18 protein-coding genes are annotated in these 18447 nt (G+C 35.2%); all 18 read right to left on the bottom strand.

The genetic code is table 11. From position 1 onward, the window contains the following. Positions 1-53: 53 nt before the first annotated feature. The 18 genes from G587_RS0119985 to G587_RS0119900 all read right to left on the bottom strand — a co-directional run bounded on the left by G587_RS0119985 (position 54) and on the right by G587_RS0119900 (position 18444). Positions 54-482 (bottom strand): lasso peptide biosynthesis B2 protein, encoded by a 429-nt coding sequence (locus G587_RS0119985; protein WP_026493687.1) that lies wholly within the window; start codon positions 480-482, stop codon positions 54-56. 28 nt (positions 483-510) lie between these two features. Next, positions 511-1605 (bottom strand): glycoside hydrolase family 5 protein, encoded by a 1095-nt coding sequence (locus tag G587_RS0119980; RefSeq protein WP_196812635.1) that lies wholly within the window; start codon positions 1603-1605, stop codon positions 511-513. Between the two features lie 39 nt (positions 1606-1644). Beyond that, entirely contained in the window at positions 1645-2268 is a 624-nt protein-coding gene (locus G587_RS0119975; RefSeq protein WP_026493685.1) for a hypothetical protein, read from the bottom strand. Positions 2269-2290: 22 nt separating this feature from the next. Beyond that, on the bottom strand, positions 2291-3271 hold the full coding sequence (locus tag G587_RS0119970; protein ID WP_026493684.1) for a polysaccharide pyruvyl transferase family protein: 981 nt from the start codon (positions 3269-3271) through the stop codon (positions 2291-2293). Between the two features lie 10 nt (positions 3272-3281). Next, the gene (locus G587_RS0119965; protein WP_026493683.1) at positions 3282-4136 is read right to left on the bottom strand and encodes a glycosyltransferase family 8 protein; all 855 of its coding nucleotides are present in this window, start codon (positions 4134-4136) and stop codon (positions 3282-3284) included. A gap of 13 nt (positions 4137-4149) precedes the next feature. Continuing rightward, complete coding sequence (locus G587_RS0119960) at positions 4150-5652, bottom strand: hypothetical protein (protein ID WP_026493682.1); 1503 nt, start codon at positions 5650-5652, stop codon at positions 4150-4152. Beyond that, entirely contained in the window at positions 5649-6860 is a 1212-nt protein-coding gene (locus G587_RS0119955) for a hypothetical protein (protein ID WP_026493681.1), read from the bottom strand. The genes G587_RS0119960 and G587_RS0119955 overlap by 4 nt, the downstream gene beginning before the upstream one ends. An 8-nt stretch (positions 6861-6868) precedes the next feature. Then, positions 6869-8413 carry a glycoside hydrolase family 5 protein gene (locus tag G587_RS0119950; protein WP_026493680.1) on the bottom strand — a complete coding sequence of 515 codons (1545 nt, stop codon included), beginning with the start codon at positions 8411-8413 and terminating at the stop codon, positions 6869-6871. A 23-nt stretch (positions 8414-8436) separates the two neighbouring features. Next, positions 8437-9411: a glycosyltransferase family 2 protein gene (locus G587_RS24850; RefSeq protein WP_051201193.1), complete on the bottom strand. Its 975-nt coding sequence runs from the start codon at positions 9409-9411 to the stop codon at positions 8437-8439. Continuing rightward, positions 9401-10093 (bottom strand): YveK family protein, encoded by a 693-nt coding sequence (locus G587_RS0119940; RefSeq protein ID WP_026493679.1) that lies wholly within the window; start codon positions 10091-10093, stop codon positions 9401-9403. The genes G587_RS24850 and G587_RS0119940 overlap by 11 nt, the downstream gene beginning before the upstream one ends. After that, entirely contained in the window at positions 10090-11289 is a 1200-nt protein-coding gene (locus G587_RS0119935; protein ID WP_026493678.1) for a hypothetical protein, read from the bottom strand. The genes G587_RS0119940 and G587_RS0119935 overlap by 4 nt, the downstream gene beginning before the upstream one ends. Before the next feature lie 4 nt (positions 11290-11293). Further along, positions 11294-12022, bottom strand: a complete 729-nt coding sequence (locus tag G587_RS24845; protein ID WP_051201192.1) for a CpsD/CapB family tyrosine-protein kinase — start codon at positions 12020-12022, stop codon at positions 11294-11296. Positions 12023-12178: 156 nt separating this feature from the next. After that, the gene (locus tag G587_RS0119925) at positions 12179-13123 is read right to left on the bottom strand and encodes a glycosyltransferase family 2 protein (RefSeq protein WP_026493677.1); all 945 of its coding nucleotides are present in this window, start codon (positions 13121-13123) and stop codon (positions 12179-12181) included. A gap of 31 nt (positions 13124-13154) precedes the next feature. Then, positions 13155-14165, bottom strand: coding sequence for a glycosyltransferase family 2 protein (locus G587_RS24840; protein ID WP_051201191.1), 1011 nt, complete (start codon positions 14163-14165; stop codon positions 13155-13157). 8 nt (positions 14166-14173) lie between these two features. After that, on the bottom strand, positions 14174-15124 hold the full coding sequence (locus G587_RS24835) for a glycosyltransferase family 2 protein (RefSeq protein WP_051201190.1): 951 nt from the start codon (positions 15122-15124) through the stop codon (positions 14174-14176). A gap of 2 nt (positions 15125-15126) precedes the next feature. Beyond that, the gene (locus tag G587_RS0119910; RefSeq protein ID WP_026493676.1) at positions 15127-16119 is read right to left on the bottom strand and encodes a glycosyltransferase family 2 protein; all 993 of its coding nucleotides are present in this window, start codon (positions 16117-16119) and stop codon (positions 15127-15129) included. Between the two features lie 19 nt (positions 16120-16138). Further along, positions 16139-17263 (bottom strand): Coenzyme F420 hydrogenase/dehydrogenase, beta subunit C-terminal domain, encoded by a 1125-nt coding sequence (locus G587_RS23780; RefSeq protein WP_081679540.1) that lies wholly within the window; start codon positions 17261-17263, stop codon positions 16139-16141. 29 nt (positions 17264-17292) lie between these two features. Continuing rightward, positions 17293-18444, bottom strand: coding sequence for a polysaccharide pyruvyl transferase family protein (locus G587_RS0119900; RefSeq protein WP_026493675.1), 1152 nt, complete (start codon positions 18442-18444; stop codon positions 17293-17295). Positions 18445-18447: the final 3 nt, after the last annotated feature.

Raw genomic sequence — 18447 nt, 5'->3', positions numbered from 1 at the left:
TAACTTTTATTTCATAAGTACTTTATCAAGTTTAGGATTTTTAAATTATTTTTTCAGTTTGAAAATTTTGCTACAACGGTCATTCCTTCTCCATTTCCGCCTGTAGCATAGAGTTGGCCGCATCTAAGCCATGCATGTGCCTTCATTTGTCCATCCACCAGATGAACACCTAAATAAATCGTACAGGGAATCCCTACTTCTCCTAACAATTTCCTTAAGGTCAACGCTCTTACAAAGCATTTTTCCTCCCAGGGAAGCCTCTCTGTAATTCGGTTAACATGAAAAGCATAGAGCTTTGCTGTTCTTAAATGCTCTATGCTTTCTTCTGCTATTGATTCTCCCCCCCTCTTACCAAGCCTTGGTTCGAGCTTTTTCATGGGAATATTCTTTATCATTAACCTGTAATAGAAGGAATAAATATATGCCTTCAGTGTTACCTTTTTCTCTCCATTTTCTAAAATAAAAGACTTAAAATTTATCATTTTTTTATAAACTCTTCAAAAACACTATCTAATCTTCTGCAATTTTATTTGTAATAGCATCCAAAATATCCTGGAAATAAGCCTCTCCTGAGGATCTTTTATAAAGCGCAAAGCTGGTATCCGCCTTTTTTTCCGGATCCTGCCCGTTATCCCACCAGATAGGACAGCAGCCATACTCTTTACACTGCTCAATATATGACTTCACAAAGTCAGCTCTGTCATAATCAGCATTAGCAGTATTACCATATTCCCCTATAATTACAGGATAACCACGTTTCCTAAGGCTATTTATAATGCTAAAACTTTTTTTCAGATTCTTAGGACCTGCGTAATTATGTACACCTACGATTATTCTGTCTTTAGCTGAATCCTTTGGCATATCAAAGAAATAAATATTCTTTGCATTCACAGTGGCTGCATATGTATTTACAAGAAGATATCTGTCACTATTTCCACCACCCGTAGCCCTGACAGTATCAACAAACAGCTGATTCCACTTGTTCATTGCCACAAGTGAAGAAATAGGAGCATTCTCCCAATGACAATCCTCATCTACCATCTCATTAAAGCCTTCAAGAATAAGATGATCATCATAGTCTTTAAACCTATCAGCAATTTGATGAATTAAATTTTCCACCCGATTTTTGTCGTTTGAATAACTTTTACGAGAAGCACGAATCCATCCGTCATTTCCGGTGTCATGATGAATATCAATTACACAGTACATATTATGCTGTATAATCATATCTACTACTTCAGCAACACGATCAAGCCAATTCGCATCAATATTACCGTCGCTATCAATATGGTTCATATATGTAACAGGCACTCGAATTATTCCAAAGCCCTGCTCTTCCAATACTTTAATAAATTCCTCGGATATAGCCGTTGTCCCCCATGAGGTCTCTGTGCTATTTCCATTAGTATTTGTAAACATCTTAGACCAATCGCAGGCATCAAGAGAATTGCCTATGTTATAGCCATTTCCAAGTCCCTTTATGAATAAATCGCTTTCATCCGAGGTCTTGCTATAGGCATGAATTCTAATTAGTCCGGAAGCAAAGCCTGTTATCAGGCTTATAAGCGCAAGTCCGAATATTATAAATGAAATTTTTATCTTCATTATTCTTTTCATCCACTTATGTCCCACTATTTCTACTTATCACTTCTTGTTTCTCTTTCCAATTACACTTCCTATTTTCATCCATATTTCTTTCATTTCTTTGTTCCCTGCATAACGAATGAAATACAGAAGAATTACTATTGTACTACAAAGTACCCCCTTTAGTCCCCATATCCAAAGTTTATCACACGCAATCCTGCCAACAATAAAGCTTGTTATATAGCAAAATATAAGCATTATGCCTGCATCCGTTGTGAGTTTTAAAAGCGATATAAGATAATATTGCCGCAAATGTGGTATTTCCAAATCTGTTTTAATCAAATAATCAAGAAACGGCAGAAGCAACAATCCTATGAAAGCTATGGTCGCTGCGATTGTGTTATAAATTTTACGATACAAAGTAACTAGTGCAGTTATTTTATCATTATCATTCTCTGCCAACGGCTTGTAAAAGCTGTATGCCATAGCAGTGGTCAGCCCTAAATCCGCTAAGGACATCATGATAAAAATATCGCTGAAAACACCATTTATTCCCAGATAATCAATGGGCAATATCTGAAGAAAAATATATCTCCCTATCAGAGATAGAAACATTGTAACTATTTTATTGATTGCACTATATTTTATATTCTTTATGGAATTATTAGTTCTATTGCCACTCATAATATAATTATTTATTCATCTTTCATCGGTCAAATTGCGCTTTCCATTGATTTATTTCATTCAAATGAATATTTACAGCTGTAATATGTTTCTTATTAACGATTTCTTCCAATTTATCCAATTCACTTCTCGCAATACAATTAATCCCAAATGTTGTAGCCATATCAAGTGCTCGATTATCCACACCAAGAATAAATGCTCTTACTTTATGTTGCATAGCAAATATACCTGCATGTAGTCTGGTACCAATATAATCAACATCTCCATTATTAAGCACATCTTTATAGCTAAAAATATCCGGGGATATAACAATTATGTTATCAGTATTCTTCAAAGAACAAAAATATTCATAATCCCCTGATCCCTGAGGCCAAAAATATACTTTCTCATAATTACTATTAAGACCATCTATTAGTTTCTGGTCATATATTTCATCTTGTAAATAGTCTGTAAGAGTAAATACAGCATTTGGCTTCTTCTCTGTATTGATCTTTTCACAAAAGTCCGGCGTCAAATACCACGTGGTAGGACATCCCGTATTTAATGCCTTATATCCCAGCTTTTCAATGATTTTCTTTGTTTTCTCATCTCTGGTACTATGAATGTATTCCTTGGAAAGAATTTTACTTAATACTTTTTTAGTGTCTTTACTAACTTCTAAATCATCTTTTACCCCTGTGTTTCCTACTCCAAGCAATATACTGTTTGCATATTCATTACAATTCCATGAATATGTATTCCAATTAGGAAAGCGTTCTTTCATCTGATAATTGATCATATTAGTTCCACAAATAAACTTATAATCTGCATTAGAAAAGAGATTAAACCTTTTATTTTCTTCCTTTCCCTGAAAAGGATAAAAGCATGGAGTATGAGTGGGCAATGTTATTACAAAATTATTCTTTAATATAGAAGACATATTATCCCTAACTGCCTTCATAATAATATTATCCCCCTGATTTAGCGAACCAACAGATGTATCAAACAAAACAATTCTCTTCATCTTTTAACCTTCATCTTTTAACCTTCCTCTTCATCAAATATGCATAGTGGAAAAAATCAAATTTTATATTGTCAATTATTGACTCATAGGCCCTGGCATATCGTCTATAATACTTCAAAGTGTATCCAATATATTTAAAATGCCAGGGTTTTACATTTCCAATATAATGCAAAACTACAGTGTCATTATCTATTATTGATTTTTCTTGTTTAGAAAAATCACTTTCTGTGAAGTGTTGATAATTATATTTTTTATATCCATGCACAATCTTCTTATTACAAAATATTGCATTAAGAATATCCTGATCCAGCCATGTTATTTTTTCTGCGTTTTCCTGTGCATACTCAAAATATACTCTGGGATCTATTTCATTTCTGATTTTTGTTAAATTAAAAAGGATAATACCTGCGTTAAAATACACTGTATTTTGAGGCAAACAAAGTTTTCTTATCAAACTATCCGGATCCTTATTGATTGATTTGCATACCGCAATATAATTATCATCAAAATCCTGATAATAAAACTCTTTTAAATCTCCTTTTATAATCATATCTGCATCTAACCAAAGTATTCGTTCCAACTCACTCGGAACCATTGTTTGCATCAAAAATCTATAGTATGTTTCAATGCTAAAGTGATGGCTAACCGGTAAATCATTAAACTTATCATCGTCAACATACACAGGATGAACCATGCAGTTATACTTTTTCATAGTAGTTCTAAGATTCTCGATACTATTTTCGTTCAGATCATGATACAACAAATAAACATTATGTTCTTCAAAAGTATTATTAACGCACAATGACGTAAGCATCACCCTTGCAGGCTTAAAATATCCATCATTAACAGCAATTAATATGTTCATTTATTACCTCCTACTAATCTTCCCTTTTCACAAAATAATAGCCTCTTCCGGCTCGATAATATTTCAATTCCGCGTCAAGTTTGTTAGTTATGTTTTCTTCAGCTTCCTTCTCGACACAAGTAAGCAAAAAATAATCTCCATCCATACTATTCAAAACACTTTCAGCATTACTATCATCTACGAAAGTATAACTCTTTACATGTTTCAATTCTTCAAAAAAAATTATTGGTTTCCATTCTTCATCCAAATAAACGACCGTATCATAATTCTTCATAGAATCCATTACATCCATCTGTTCAGGATAATAATAATCATTTGGAACCCTCCACCCATACAAATTATGGTTATACATGTTAATCATGATAAACACAATAAGCACAACAAACTCCATTACTTTCTTATCCGATATTCGGATTAGCAGTTTTCTTAAAATGATATACGCGGACAAAATAAATATCCACGCAATACTCATCACATATCTAACATCCATAAATGGAGCTATGGTTCCAATAACAAATAGATAAAGAAAAGCTGACAGTAATAAAAAAGTATTATATCCAAAGAATGTTTCTCGCTTCTTTTTCTTGATTACTGCTAAAACAATCCCCAAAATAATAAAGATACCCATACCCCCGGCAAATGCTTCATAATTCAAGTCAGACAGCATTATAAGAGGTCCCATTACAATGTTTTTGGGAACAATCGCATGGTAAATGGCCTGTCTTCCACGGTGTCTAAAAAAAAGATGTATCCAAAACTGATGCCATATAATGCTGTAAATAATACCGGTAAAAAGTGTAACCAAGGCTGCTTTTTTTAATTCACCATTTCTTTTTTGTCTATATAAATGTATCGCGAACAATATACATACAAAAAATGTAAAAATAAGGAAATAGTAATGAGTCAGCATCCCCAATATTAAAATAATAGACAGCAAAGCATGAAATTTCTTGTCTAATCTTTTATTCCAATACAGCTTGATCAAATAAGAGATAGCTATTGTAAAAAAAGTAAGCTGTGTATACATCCTGATAAACACAAGAGTATCCATAAATATTACAGAAAAGGCATAAGCTATTGTTATTCCAGTAGAAGCAATAGTGCTTGCAGTTATTTTATTTGAAAGTTTATATAGCAGTGGAATAATCAATATCATCCAAAATATATTAACCGTTATCCCATACCATTTACTATATGTATCAGGAAACAACGAGCACACAACATTTATCAAAATATAGTAAAATGGGGGATGAACATCATCTGATTGATTTTTCCATACATTAGTAATATTAAACCTTGCACCATCCTTAGCTTTTACAAAGCTGTCGAAAGGCCCGTATCCACTGTATTTTATCCCGGTTTCTACCTTAGGATAAATACCTGACAAATTATTTGCAAGACCATATGTCCACACTTCATCTGAATAATACCCTGTTTTGCAAGAACCATAATATATAACAAGCAACAACGAAAAAATTGTAATTGCAAAGACAACAAATATATGTTTAGTCTTCATACAACCGCCTTCTTGCCCTTATCTTTTGGTAGTATTATCGTATGATCCTTCCATACATATCGCATTAACAACAAAAGAGCAAAACAAAATTGAGTATAAATAATATATGATTCCATCATGGTATATAGCGAATATGCGATAATGATAATTATTTCAGCGGTAGTTGCATATTGTGAATATCGCCAAAATAAAAACGCAATTAAGAAAGTAAAGAATAAGCCATACCAAACTGAAAAAAACATATACATATTATCAGCCGGTAGTCCTTCTATCCAAAAACCTTCCCAATATTCTTTTATTTTTGAACTTATGTTAAGATTTCTTCCAATTATAGTGAATCCTTTCTTAGCATAAACATAAGCACCATATTTCAGTCTTCCGGTAAAGAAAGAGTCTATTTCCTTCCATTTTTCCCTAAGATTACCAGTGAGTTGGGGATAGCTCACCATCATTACATTGAAAAATATAGCAAGAATAATAAATAGATACTTGGATAGAAATAATAATACAACATCAAATTTCTCACCAACCAAATCTCGAATAATTAATAGAGCTGAAACAATCGATAAGATAATCATTCCGGAATTTGAGTTTGTAAAAAGGTAGAAAAAGGCATATACTCCCCAGCAAGCAAAAATGCGCTTTTTGTTCATTTTCTCAAAATTCGCATAAATATATCCAAAGATAGTCCACAGCAACAACATTGAAAAAACGTTAGCATGCGAAAAGAGAAACTGATGTCTTATTCTATTATCTTCATTAAATCCTCTGACAGTAATTCCGACTCTGTCTCCAAAGAAATTGTACATAATCGGATAAATCATTACATGTATAGCCAGAATAAACGCTTGAACCTTCCACATAAACTTCATACTTTTCTTAAAGTCTATGCCTTGCGTTGCCGCAATCATCAAAAACGCAGGTATATATACCAAACGATAAATAGCAAAATCAGTATATATACAAGCCAATCCGGTTATAATAAGTGTAATAATTTGTGCAACAGAATATTTTTGTAAAAAGAAAAGTTTATATGTCATTATTGCAAAAAAAGCAACATTAAATACCGCATTAAAGAATCCTTTGTTCGTGATCAGCTCACTAAATGCGAACATTGCCTTTAACACTCCACACAAAAAAGCCAAATTGTAAATTGATTCAGCATAATCTATATTTTTTTGATTTATCTTTTCCCTTAATGAAGACATATATAATCTTACTTTCCAACTAATACATTAACTATGTCCTGATAAGTCCAGCTAAGCGTTTTTCTGTCTAGTAATGCCATTTCCTCAGTATTTCCATTATCCCACCATATAATTGGTATACCAAACTTATCTGCATGCTCACAATATCTTCTAACATTCTCAACTCTGTCATTAGCGCCTTTCCAAAAAGCCCATTCACCAATAACAAAGTGATAGTCAGAAGCATAATCCTGGATTGTTCCAAATCCTGAATCCATATTATCGCCCGTAAAATAACAGTGTATTCCTACAAGTATCCTGTCATTTGCAGTGTCTACAGGAAGCTTAAACGCGCTAAGACACTCTTCTGTGGCAAGAGCAGCATAAGTATTGACAATTAGGATTCTATTAGAATTCTTACCACCTGTTGCTCTTACAGCATTTACAAAAAGCTGGTTCCAGTCGTTCATTATCTCGAGATCTTCCCTGGGAATACCGCCCCACTTATTATCATCATTTACGGTTTCATTTAACCCTTCAAGAATAAGGTGTTCATCCTTATCCTTAAATCTCTCAGCTATCTGAGTAAAAATTGAAGCAATGATAGAACTAGTCATTTCATAGTTTGACTTAGATGCTTTTATCCATCCATCATTTCCCGTATCATGATGAACATCTATGATACAATACATATCATTTTTCAGCACCCAATCAACGACCTCTTCTACTCTGTCCAAAAATTCCTCATCAATATTTCCATCATGATCTAAGTGATTAAAATATGTAACAGGAACTCTTACAGTCTTAAATCCGGCATCCTTAATTGACTTTATCATTTCTTCTGTAGCCCGAGGGTTCCCCCAATACTGCTCAAGTGCTGCAATTTTCCCAGCCACATCACTATAATAGTTGGATATTTCCAAAGATACGCTAATTGTAGCATTCTTAAGATCTGAGGTTTTAATACCATATTTCATAAGATCCAGTGAAATATATCCGGTAACGCCATCATTAACCACAAGATCAACGCTCATTCCATTCTTAGAAACCAGTTCTACTATTGTTCCATCAGGATATGAAAGAGTAGCTGATTTTACTGTACATGTTACTTCTGTTCCCTGATATGCCTCATTATGATTAACAAGCTGAATACCAAAACTACCAGCAAATGCATCTGCTTTAGAAGTAAGTTTTGACAACTCCCAGTTAATCGTAACTTTACCATTACTGTCAAAATAGGGATAAGAAGACGCATCCCATGATGTCCATGGATAGCTGTTGTAAACTACAGATGCCTGAAATCCGGCATCATTGTTTGATCCAAAATAAGTCCAGTCGCATACATCAAGATCATTACCCAAATTAAAGCCTCTGCCAAGCGCTGCATAAACACTTTCCACTTCTTCAACTTCATCTGAAGGGGTGGTAGTATTTTCTTCCATTATCTCGTCTTGCACAGTCTCAATACTTGATAATTCATTATTATCATGCCCCAAAGACACCATATAATCAGACACAACATATGAAACTATTATTACCATCATCATAATTGCTACAATGTATGTCTTTTTCATAAAAATCCCTTCCCCACAAAACTTTATGCTCTTGCCTTTAAATGATAATATAACGCCGATATTTTCTTCATATTTCTCTTCATAAAGAAATACTCATGTTTTCTGTATAATGGCACTAAGCTTCCATTTAGATTTCCAATTACTTCTTCCTTCATTTTCGAAGAATAAATCTTAGCTATTGCGCTGTAATCAGCACAGTCTTTAGAATATTCTCTGCAAAGATTAGTTAGTATTTTAAAGTTATAAAATATATTCTGAAATTTAAGCTCCTCCGGAATAAAGGCCTTTGAAAAACTATATATATCTTCTGTAAGCCTCATTCTATCTTCAATAGAATATTTTCGCATAGCACTTCCGCCATGCTGTCTGTATGCCACTAATGCTGTATTATCAGCATATACTTTTTGACAGTGTGAATAGTACTGCATAACGAACATAAGATCCTCGCCTATCGGTACCCCCACCGGAAATCTAAGACTATGCTCATCTATTATTGTTTTCCGATATAATTTTCCCCAACATTCATTAAACAGCGAATCAGTATACATTATACTGTCTATAACCGCTTTGTCCTCTGATTGCTCTTGGATTTGCGGGAATGCATTGAGCCAGGTTCTGCCATCCGCTTCAAGTATCATTCTTGAAAAAGCAGCAAAATCATAGTTACCGCCTTCTATAATAGTTGTAAGCTTTTCAAAAGCAGGCTTTAAAAGGTAGTCATCTGCATCCAGAAATAATATAAATTCTCCTGATGCTTTTTCAAGTCCTGTATTCCTTGCCCTTGATACCCCTCCATTATCTATGGTAATAAGAACAATTCGAGAATCCCTTTGCCTGCACCTTTCGGCTATCTCTTCAGTCTTATCTGTACTTCCATCGTTTACAACAAGAATCTCAAGATTATCTGCCATAAAGTCTATCATGGAACTAAGGCATTCCTCTATATAGGTTTCAGCATTATATGCCGGAATAATAATCGATAATTTTTTATTTCTCATTTGGTTCTTCTATTTCCGGAATAATTCCAAGAATAATATCATCATCAGTTAATAAGCACTGATCAATGCTGCGAAGCTTATCTGAAAACAGCTCCTTGGTAAAAATGAACACTGCCATAAAAGCAAAACCAAGTACAAAGAGTACGATTCTCCTTTTCCAAAGACTTGTCACACCATTACCTGACATATATGCATCAGCTGCCACATTGAGAACACGTACTGCATCTGAATTTGTCATCATTCGCATTTCTTCTACAAATGCACTTGCAACAGCATTCACAACTTCTACAGCTTCCTTGGAGTTCGTGGATGTTGCTCTAAGCTCAAGATTAATCCCATTGGCAGATGGAGTGTATGTAATCATACTCTGAACATATCTTGCTGATATATTGGTGTTGCCCATAATTGAAACAGCTCGCTCTGCAACTCTATTGCTTTTTATAAGTGATGCGTAGGCACTGAATATCTGAACATTATTGGAAGCTTCAGTCATGTCTCCACTAATTGTGCAATACAGATTAGTTGTTGCTGTATAGGTATTATCTATTCCCTGATTCAATGTAAGAATAATACCAATTGCAAAAAAAGCTAACGCAGCATAAAAGCACTTGGAAATATTTTTCCATACCATAATTAAGCTGACTTTAATATCCTCGAAACCAACTACTTTCGTGTATTTCATTTTACTTTCACCTTTTTATTTACACTCTTACGCTTGTTACCAGTATTCTTCTTATTGAGATATTTCTTGCCATTTACGCCCAGTACCATAAGGCAACCAATAAGAACTATCACTGTAACAACCCTGTTCATAATGTTACGTCTGGCATTATACGCCATCTCAGCCTGCTGATCTGAATCATCATAATCTTCTACGTTCAGCGTGTAACTCATCACATCCGTTTCATATTCCTGACCGCTCTGATCAGTATATGTGAATTTCAGATTAGCATTCTGCTCTCCAACAGTTGCAAATTCAGCATATACATCTGATGTAAGAGAAGAGCCGCTTCCTATAGTTCCAAGATTAACTGTCTGTTCTTCCATATCTGCCGCTTCAAGATGAAGAGTCAGATCATTTATAACAGACAAGCTATTATTGCTGTATGCTACCTTAATACGATTATTACCTCCTACGTGAGGAGATGTCGGCATCTCAACATTATCTATCTTGAGTTTACCGCTTGATGAAACAGGAAGTACGGCTGTAAACTTCTGTGTATTATCTCTCGCATAATTATCTGAATATTTAAGAGTAAGATTTACCACTATCTCATCTTCAGATATATCTTTAGACGCCATAAGCTTTAATTCGCCTTCAGCATAAGACAGAGTCGTAAGATAGCCTAAATATACTGAATTAGTCCCCTTATATGTGGGATATACCAGATTCTCATCCTGAGTAACTACAACACTGATATTACCAAGCTTTGATACTACTGCAGGGTTATACACCATGAACTTAAGTTTAAACTCTTCGCCAGGGGTTATGTATCCATCCCCCTCAACTTCATACTTATATATAACCGGAACTGAATTATCAAGAGGCTCGTTAACATACATCTGCCCAGAAGTAGTCTGTTGCTGAGGAATACCAAACTCCGGTGTCTCCTCCGTCTGCTCAGTTTCTGCATCTACAGCAGTCTCTTCAGGAGTAGTCTCAGGTCCTGCCTGCTCACTCGTGGCAGTCTCATCCTGAGGTACATTAGCGGCAGGATTAGTGTAAGTATTATTTGAATTCCCTGTATTTACATTCTTTTCCTTGAATATATTGGGAACAGTTACTGATTGCATTGCATTTGCATCTAATGGTGTCATAGCAATAATCGAAGCTAAAAGCATCAGCATTGCAACTTTATTTTTTAACAGCTTATTCATATGCTCATTTACCCTTCTTTCTTTCTATGGCATCATTCTGCTTCTTTAATAAATTCTTCTTGGAGAAATAGTCAAAATCCTTAACAGCACCTTTATACTGCATAATGCCAAGCTTATTTGCCACAATTCCTGCAAACTTCTTCTCATAATCTCCAAGCTGAATCCTGGAATCCACAAGCTGCTTCTTAGTTGTTTCATTCATGCATACAACTATCAGATACTTATCAACCAGAGGAATCAATATCTCAGCATCGTTTGTAATACTTACAGGCGGAGTATCTATAATTACAAAATCATAGCTTTTCTTTAATCTGGAAAGCAGTGTTTCCATCTTGGCATTGCATAGAAGTCGTACTGGATTCTCGTTCTTATCTCCTGAAAAAACATAATCCAGATTATCAACACTGGTGTTATAAATTATATTATTATAATCTGAAACCTCACCCGTCAAAAAACCTGTAAGTGATGTTTTTGCTTCTGTTCCGATTCTCTTATATCTCTGATCTTTTCGAAGATCACAATCAAGGAATACTGTTTTCCAACCTGCCTCTGCAAGTGAAATAGCAATATTAAGTGCGACTGTAGTAGTTCCACCATTTGCACCTGCTCCGGTACAAAGAAATGTCTTAGCTCCATTTTTCTTATTAAGACCATGAAGCTTAACTACAATTCTGTCTATCGCATCATTAAGAATTGAATTATTTACCGGGTACAGGTCTAGCCTTTCTTTCATTATTATCTCCTTACTAAAAAAAATATATATGTATGACTCTCTTAATCATTATCCATGATGTAATAACCACAATAGGATTTATACTAACATACATTACATTACAAAAACAAACCGCATTATTAGTTATAAACTTACACTATGTTTCCAAAGCATCACTCAGCCATTCTTGATCATGCAATACACGCCGGGTGCATAACGAAAGAAATGATAAAATTTATCTATTTTTAAAGGCGCAACTTTTTTATACATCTGACAATACCTATTAAATAGGTCTTTCCTTCGTGCCTTATCACTCTTTTTATTAAACAGCTTCCTATATTCATCAAAAAGCCAATACATGTAAGTCTTTGCAGGGTAACATATCATGTCCGGGTGATGTTCTGCAACATACGCAAGCTCTTCATCAAGCGCAACATATACATCCCGGTAGAACCTGTCAGAGAGGCTAAAGGTTGAACTATTCTCATTTCCTCTGTAATATCCGTAAACCACATGATCTATAAGTGCCACTTTTTCAGCTCTGTCATAAAGCTTGTACAGTACAGCCAGATCCTCACATATTCTGCCCTTAGGGAACTCTATGCCTTCAAACAATTCCGCCTTGAAGATTTTTCCCCACATTACTACATATTTTTCTCCGGGAACAGTATGCATTAGCGGGATAATATCTGATCCCTTATACACCTGAGCATTATTATTTATACATTCTGCATCTTCATAGGTGAACTCATCTGTAAAAACCTGAAAATCACCAATGCAAATCTGTGAACCTTCCTTTTCACAATAATGAAGCAAATTAGCAACCATAAACGAAGGCGCCGCATCATCGGCATCCATGAAAACATAATAGTCGCCGGTTGCTTTCTTAATAGCGTTGTTCCTGGCCTCAGACTGTCCCATATTTTCCTGATGAAGGACACTTATTCTTTTGTCCTTTTTTGCGAATAAATCACATATCTCGCCGCTCCTGTCAGGAGAGCCATCATCGACCAGTAGTATCTCGAGGTTCTCATAGGTCTGCCCTATTATTGATCTGATGCAGCGATCTATAAATTTTTCTGCTTTATAAACCGGTACAATAACCGATACTTTTTTATCCATATTTGTCGTCTGCTGAGTCATTTTCCTAATCTTAGTTTTTAAACAAAAGTTTCTTGGCAGTAAATAGCCCACGATAAGAATGCAGCTTCATGAGGAGCACCATCATCTTCTGTCTGGGCTTTAAAAGGTTATCCGGAAGATTGCTGAGGATATCTTTTGAAAGCTCATCACTTAGCATCTCCTTCATCTCAGCTTTAAATGCCCTGTAGTCGTTCTGCTCATATGCATTTCTTAGTGTCACATATATAGCATAGAATCCTGAAGCCCATAATCTTTGCTGTTTCTGTGATGATCTACTGTCTTTAAAAAACTCCAGCACTCTTAAATGTCTGTTCTTTAACATTTTCCACATGTTTTTTCTGTATGCATGTGTAAGTGATGCGGAATTAACTCTGTAATATACAAGCTTATCCGGAATAAATACCGCTTTCTCAATTTGCTTGCTTAAGTACATCTGAAAAATATCATCTTCCGTGTACACTTCTCTTTCGGAAACAAAGCACTGATCTGACAAACATGATCTTTTATATACTCTTCCCCAGATATAACCCGGAAGATTAGTAAAGCCTTCAGAATATATCTTGCCAATAATAGGCATAACATATTCATCCTCAATTAGCTCTTTTTCTATAGTCTTATTCTCAAAGTTAAAGGTATTGGTGATAATTGTTCCGTCTGCATCCTGATAATGTCCACAGGTACAGACATCTGCATCAGACTCTTTTATGGTCACCATTGTCCTTTTAAGAAAATCAGGATGAAGATAATCATCGCTGTCCAAAAAGCACACATAATCTGAAACACAAACGTCAAAGCCTGCTTTTCTTGCACTTGTAAGGCCACCATTAGGCTTATGAATAACTCTGATTCGCTCATCCTTACCTGCATATTCATCACAGATTTGAGGACTTTTGTCCGTTGCACCATCGTCTACCAGGATGCATTCATAATCGCTATAGGTCTGTTCCAGTATACTATCCAGACATTTATTCAAATATTTCTCCTGATTATACACAGGCACAATTATTGATACGCTTGCCATAATGCTCCTTAGCTTATCTTTTTTAAATACACAATGTAATATTGCTTAAGTATGTCCTTCAGCGGGTAGGTATCTGAGGGTTTAATGCACTTCACATACTTTTTCATACGGCTTCTGTACTCGTTTATAATATTGTCATCCTTGATGTCTTTCTCCTTCATACCATTTATGTTGGTCCAGAAGAAATGCATTATGGAATCAAAGGATATTTCAACAAGTCTCTGCTTCCCCTGATTTTTAAAGTACTCAAGCTGCTCCATCTTGGAGTCAACCATATACCACTGCTCCAGCGAATAAGGCTGATGGGTTATTGAGCCATCATTAAGTCTTCTCGCATATAATATGTCATCAAGAAAAGCCACGCTTCCAGCATTATCAAGAAGCTTATACCAGACATACATATCTTCATATATCTTATCTGCGGGGAAATCCACATTTTCCCAGACATTTCTCTCATATATCTTATCCCATACACAGACATATCGCTCTGTATGCTCAAGGTCTGCGATATATTCGTCTATCGCGTTCCTCTTAACTTCAATAGCACCTGATGAAGGATAATCAGAAAGCTGTGGCTCTCTATCCCCATCCTGGAAATTGATATGTCCACAAACAGCAATCTTGGCATCCGTAGTTGTTATCGCTGTGTAAAGGCGCTCCAGATAGTTCTCAAATATATAATCATCGGAATCAACAAAACAGATATACTCGCCCTTAACCTGACTAACACCAAAGCTTCTTACTCTTGCTATTCCCTGATTCTCACGATGGAAAACTCTTATTCTCTCATCTTTTGCAGCAAACTCATCACAGATTTCGCCGCATCTGTCCGGTGAGCCATCATCTATCAAAAGTAGTTCAAAATCCTTAAAAGTCTGATTAAGAATACTTGTTATGCACTTTTCCAAGTATTGTTCCACCTTATATACAGGAACAATAACACTAATCTTCGGATTCATTTTTAGTACCCCTTAACTCTCATTTTAAGGTTTATATAGTGTTGCTGAATATGCGGTGCAAAACGATATACTATATATTTCACCCTCTGTGATGTGGGCAGTGATTTATTTTTCACCGCCTTCATGTAATTTGCTTTATAGTCTTTAAATATCTTCTTATATAATTCTTTATCACCAAAAGAAGAATCAATCTCACGGCAGCATTTCAAAAGTGTGTTGAGATATGCCACATATGCCATATCCAAAAGCGCCTGTTCATTGCGCTCTCCGTAGAATTTTATCTTATCAAGCTCAGTTTCAATACCATCAAATAGTTTCGTGGTGTTCACTTCACTACGGGTGGCAGAATTCTCGGAATAATAGTAGTTGTAAAGCTTTCGCTGAGATATAGCCACTTTATTTGCCTGGTATATAACCTTGAAGGTGGTTCCGCCATCCTCATAATATGAGTACTTAGTATCAAAGCGAATATCCTTCCAAAGGAATCCCTTAAAAAGTTTTCCCCAAACCATCAGATACATAACTCTGAGATCTTCTCTTAGCAAAAGCTCTTTCCCTGTAAGTGAATATACATTGTCAGCATCAGTAAGCGGATCAAACTCCATCTTTACCTTTTCAAAGGTATTGTGAACCCCACACCATGAAAAATCGGCATTGTTCTCTTTAAGAAGTTCATACAAATATGTAAAATATGTTGGATGAAGGTAATCATCTGCATCTACGAATGCCACGAAACCATCATCAAAATTCACTTTTTCAAGTCCCCGGTTTCTTGCATTTGCAGCACCGCCATTTTTATCGAGGGCTACCAATTCTATTCTGTCGTCTTTAGCAACCCACTTTTCACACACCTTGCGGGAATTGTCTTTGGAACAGTCCTCAACAAGAATTATTCTTAAGTTTTTGTATTCCTGGTTCACTATACTCTCCAGACATCTGTCCAGAAAGCTCTCCGCATTATACACAGGAATGATAATGCTAATCAGTTCGTTCATTTCAAAACCTTTTTCTTAATCAACTACGTCCCAATAATTTTCTGACTTTATTCTTTATCCTCTTTCGGGTAATTTCTTTACCTGTTCTTGTACTACAAAGAGCTTTATAAACTCCTTTATCAAGATTATTTAAAAATATCTCTCTATCCTCATGTACCACCATAGGGTGATTCAATTGCTCATTATATTTTAGTGCCTCATCCAACAAACGTTCTTCTACATAGATATGATTGACTGCCATATCCAATAGTTCCTGTCCCTTTGAAGTGTTCACAAGAATAGTAGATATTCTTCCATCATATGGCTTTTGTAGGGTTTTCTTATCCAATCCCCAAAAATCCCCTATAGTAATATCTGAAATTCTGTCTTTCTTTGCATATCTGCATTCATAACAGTTATCCCTATATATTATTCCTCTCAGGAACGAGAGATAGTAATAGTCAAAATCAGAATACCGCCAATATATTAGATTTTCTTCATTATATAAGCTTAAGCAAAAATCCCGCTTTCCTCTAAATGCCACAGAAGTAATTTTCTCCTTAAAACCTAATGAAGCTATATACTCTTGAAAATATTTATATGGTGGCACTCCGTGGCATATAATATCAACTGTATAAAGGTTGCTATACTTTTTCCCAAGAAAATGTTGCAACCCATCTATTTGACATGGTGTTCCAATATACAAAACCATTCGACCATTATTCAAATCCTCTTTTACCTGTTGATAACTAAAGCCTGTTATACTTTGGACATATTTTGAAGACTTAAATTTTTCCAAATCAGAAGTATCTTCATATCCCCTGATAACAGGTTTCAACTCGCTATCATAATCACATCCGTATATAGTTCCATTCTTTTCAAGCACAACCTTATATAAAGCAGTAGCAATTCCTCCTGATGCACAGGTCTGCTGATCCTTCTCGTTTAATGTCCATGCTGCAAGTGTTTTTATAGGCTCATTAAAATCAGAGCTATTTAATACAGGGCAGGTCTTCTCGCACATGCCGCACTCAACACACTGCGTTTCATCTATAGACCAGACTGTCTTGCCTGTATCTGTTTCAGCCATAGCTATAGCCTTCTTCGGGCAGATATTTACACAGGCACCACATCCTGTACATTTTTCTATATCACATAATTTCATATAGTACTCTCAGTTCAATAGAATAATTATCAGTTACTCTCACATACAAAGTGCTTCAAGTATTCCAGAGATTTTCTTTTCTCGTCAGCTATTTTTTCATTTACCGTCTTATAATCAATGGTCGTTAATAGTTTCTCTTCGAGTTCGTCCAGGTTCTTGAGCTCTCTATCCTTTAATGAAAATGTATCAAGCAGATCAGTAAGTTTCTCGCTATTACCATAGCTTCCTTCTGTACCACCTCTGACAATAGATACAAATGGCTTATTGTACTTAATGGAAAAAACAGTGCCGTGGAATGTATCCGTAACTATATAATCTGCATTTTTGAAATACGCCAACACTTCAAACGGATTAAGAGCGACATAGTTCTCCAAATATGGATGATACCCTTCAACACAGATAACTTTTTTATTATGTTTCTTCGCAAATCTCAGTATTGCAGCAGATTCCTTTTGATCAATTCTGAAGCTATAGGAATAAACCACAATGTAACCGGATTCAGGTACATCTATCTTTGTTTCATCCTCATAATCATAGAGAAAAACAGGATCAACATTTTTTTGTACGTCCTGACACCCCATATTCTCTACTAAGCTTAATGAATTCTTATCCCTTACAGATACTCCATCAAGTTTATGAAGCATATCACTTATTTCATTAAAGATGCCATACTTCTCAAGACCTTCCTTCATGGTATTACCAAAGGAAGCCGCATAGCTTATAATCTTCTTTGCTTTACTGTTATAACCAAACAATTCCTTTGAATAACCAACAGCCGAATTGGGCTGAAGACAATTAAACACTTCGTCACTTCCTATAACAAGAAGATCAAGTTCAGGATTGTAATTCTTCTCTTCTGTCACTCCAAGCAATGGAAGCATTTCTTTTTTATATGTGCTGTGAATATTTTTTTCCAGTTCCTTGTTTTTATCAATTACCTCATTGCTTAATCTATGTGGAAATAGCAATCTGTTTCTTAATGCCTGTTCAATCCTGCTTTTGTTTTTTTTCAGTGCACTCTTTTTTATCGGCTTTGGATGAAAAACAAGCGGTTTTTCCACATGATAATCGACCATTTCAACAGAAGCGCCCATCATTTCCAGGTTTTTCTTCAAACTATATGACTGCAAAAAAGAACCATAATTGATTATTCTTTGCATGGACATAATTCCAACTTTCAATTC

This window comes from Butyrivibrio sp. XPD2002, assembly GCF_000423945.1.
Classification (GTDB): Bacteria; Bacillota; Clostridia; order Lachnospirales; family Lachnospiraceae; genus Butyrivibrio.
Note: the sequence above shows the minus strand (reverse complement) of the source record. Positions and strands in the feature narration are given on the sequence as shown.

Bases quoted from the DNA above. Each gene is read 5' to 3' on its own strand.
- G587_RS0119985 (WP_026493687.1), bottom strand. From the start codon at position 482: ATGATAAATTTTAAGTCTTTTATTTTAGAAAATGGAGAGAAAAAGGTA.
- G587_RS0119980 (WP_196812635.1), bottom strand. From the start codon at position 1,605: ATGAAGATAAAAATTTCATTTATAATATTCGGACTTGCGCTTATAAGC.
- G587_RS0119975 (WP_026493685.1), bottom strand. From the start codon at position 2,268: ATGAGTGGCAATAGAACTAATAATTCCATAAAGAATATAAAATATAGT.
- G587_RS0119970 (WP_026493684.1), bottom strand. From the start codon at position 3,271: ATGAAGAGAATTGTTTTGTTTGATACATCTGTTGGTTCGCTAAATCAG.
- G587_RS0119965 (WP_026493683.1), bottom strand. From the start codon at position 4,136: ATGAACATATTAATTGCTGTTAATGATGGATATTTTAAGCCTGCAAGG.
- G587_RS0119960 (WP_026493682.1), bottom strand. From the start codon at position 5,652: ATGAAGACTAAACATATATTTGTTGTCTTTGCAATTACAATTTTTTCG.
- G587_RS0119955 (WP_026493681.1), bottom strand. From the start codon at position 6,860: ATGTCTTCATTAAGGGAAAAGATAAATCAAAAAAATATAGATTATGCT.
- G587_RS0119950 (WP_026493680.1), bottom strand. From the start codon at position 8,413: ATGAAAAAGACATACATTGTAGCAATTATGATGATGGTAATAATAGTT.
- G587_RS24850 (WP_051201193.1), bottom strand. From the start codon at position 9,411: ATGAGAAATAAAAAATTATCGATTATTATTCCGGCATATAATGCTGAA.
- G587_RS0119940 (WP_026493679.1), bottom strand. From the start codon at position 10,093: ATGAAATACACGAAAGTAGTTGGTTTCGAGGATATTAAAGTCAGCTTA.
- G587_RS0119935 (WP_026493678.1), bottom strand. From the start codon at position 11,289: ATGAATAAGCTGTTAAAAAATAAAGTTGCAATGCTGATGCTTTTAGCT.
- G587_RS24845 (WP_051201192.1), bottom strand. From the start codon at position 12,022: ATGAAAGAAAGGCTAGACCTGTACCCGGTAAATAATTCAATTCTTAAT.
- G587_RS0119925 (WP_026493677.1), bottom strand. From the start codon at position 13,123: ATGGATAAAAAAGTATCGGTTATTGTACCGGTTTATAAAGCAGAAAAA.
- G587_RS24840 (WP_051201191.1), bottom strand. From the start codon at position 14,165: ATGGCAAGCGTATCAATAATTGTGCCTGTGTATAATCAGGAGAAATAT.
- G587_RS24835 (WP_051201190.1), bottom strand. From the start codon at position 15,124: ATGAATCCGAAGATTAGTGTTATTGTTCCTGTATATAAGGTGGAACAA.
- G587_RS0119910 (WP_026493676.1), bottom strand. From the start codon at position 16,119: ATGAACGAACTGATTAGCATTATCATTCCTGTGTATAATGCGGAGAGC.
- G587_RS23780 (WP_081679540.1), bottom strand. From the start codon at position 17,263: ATGAAATTATGTGATATAGAAAAATGTACAGGATGTGGTGCCTGTGTA.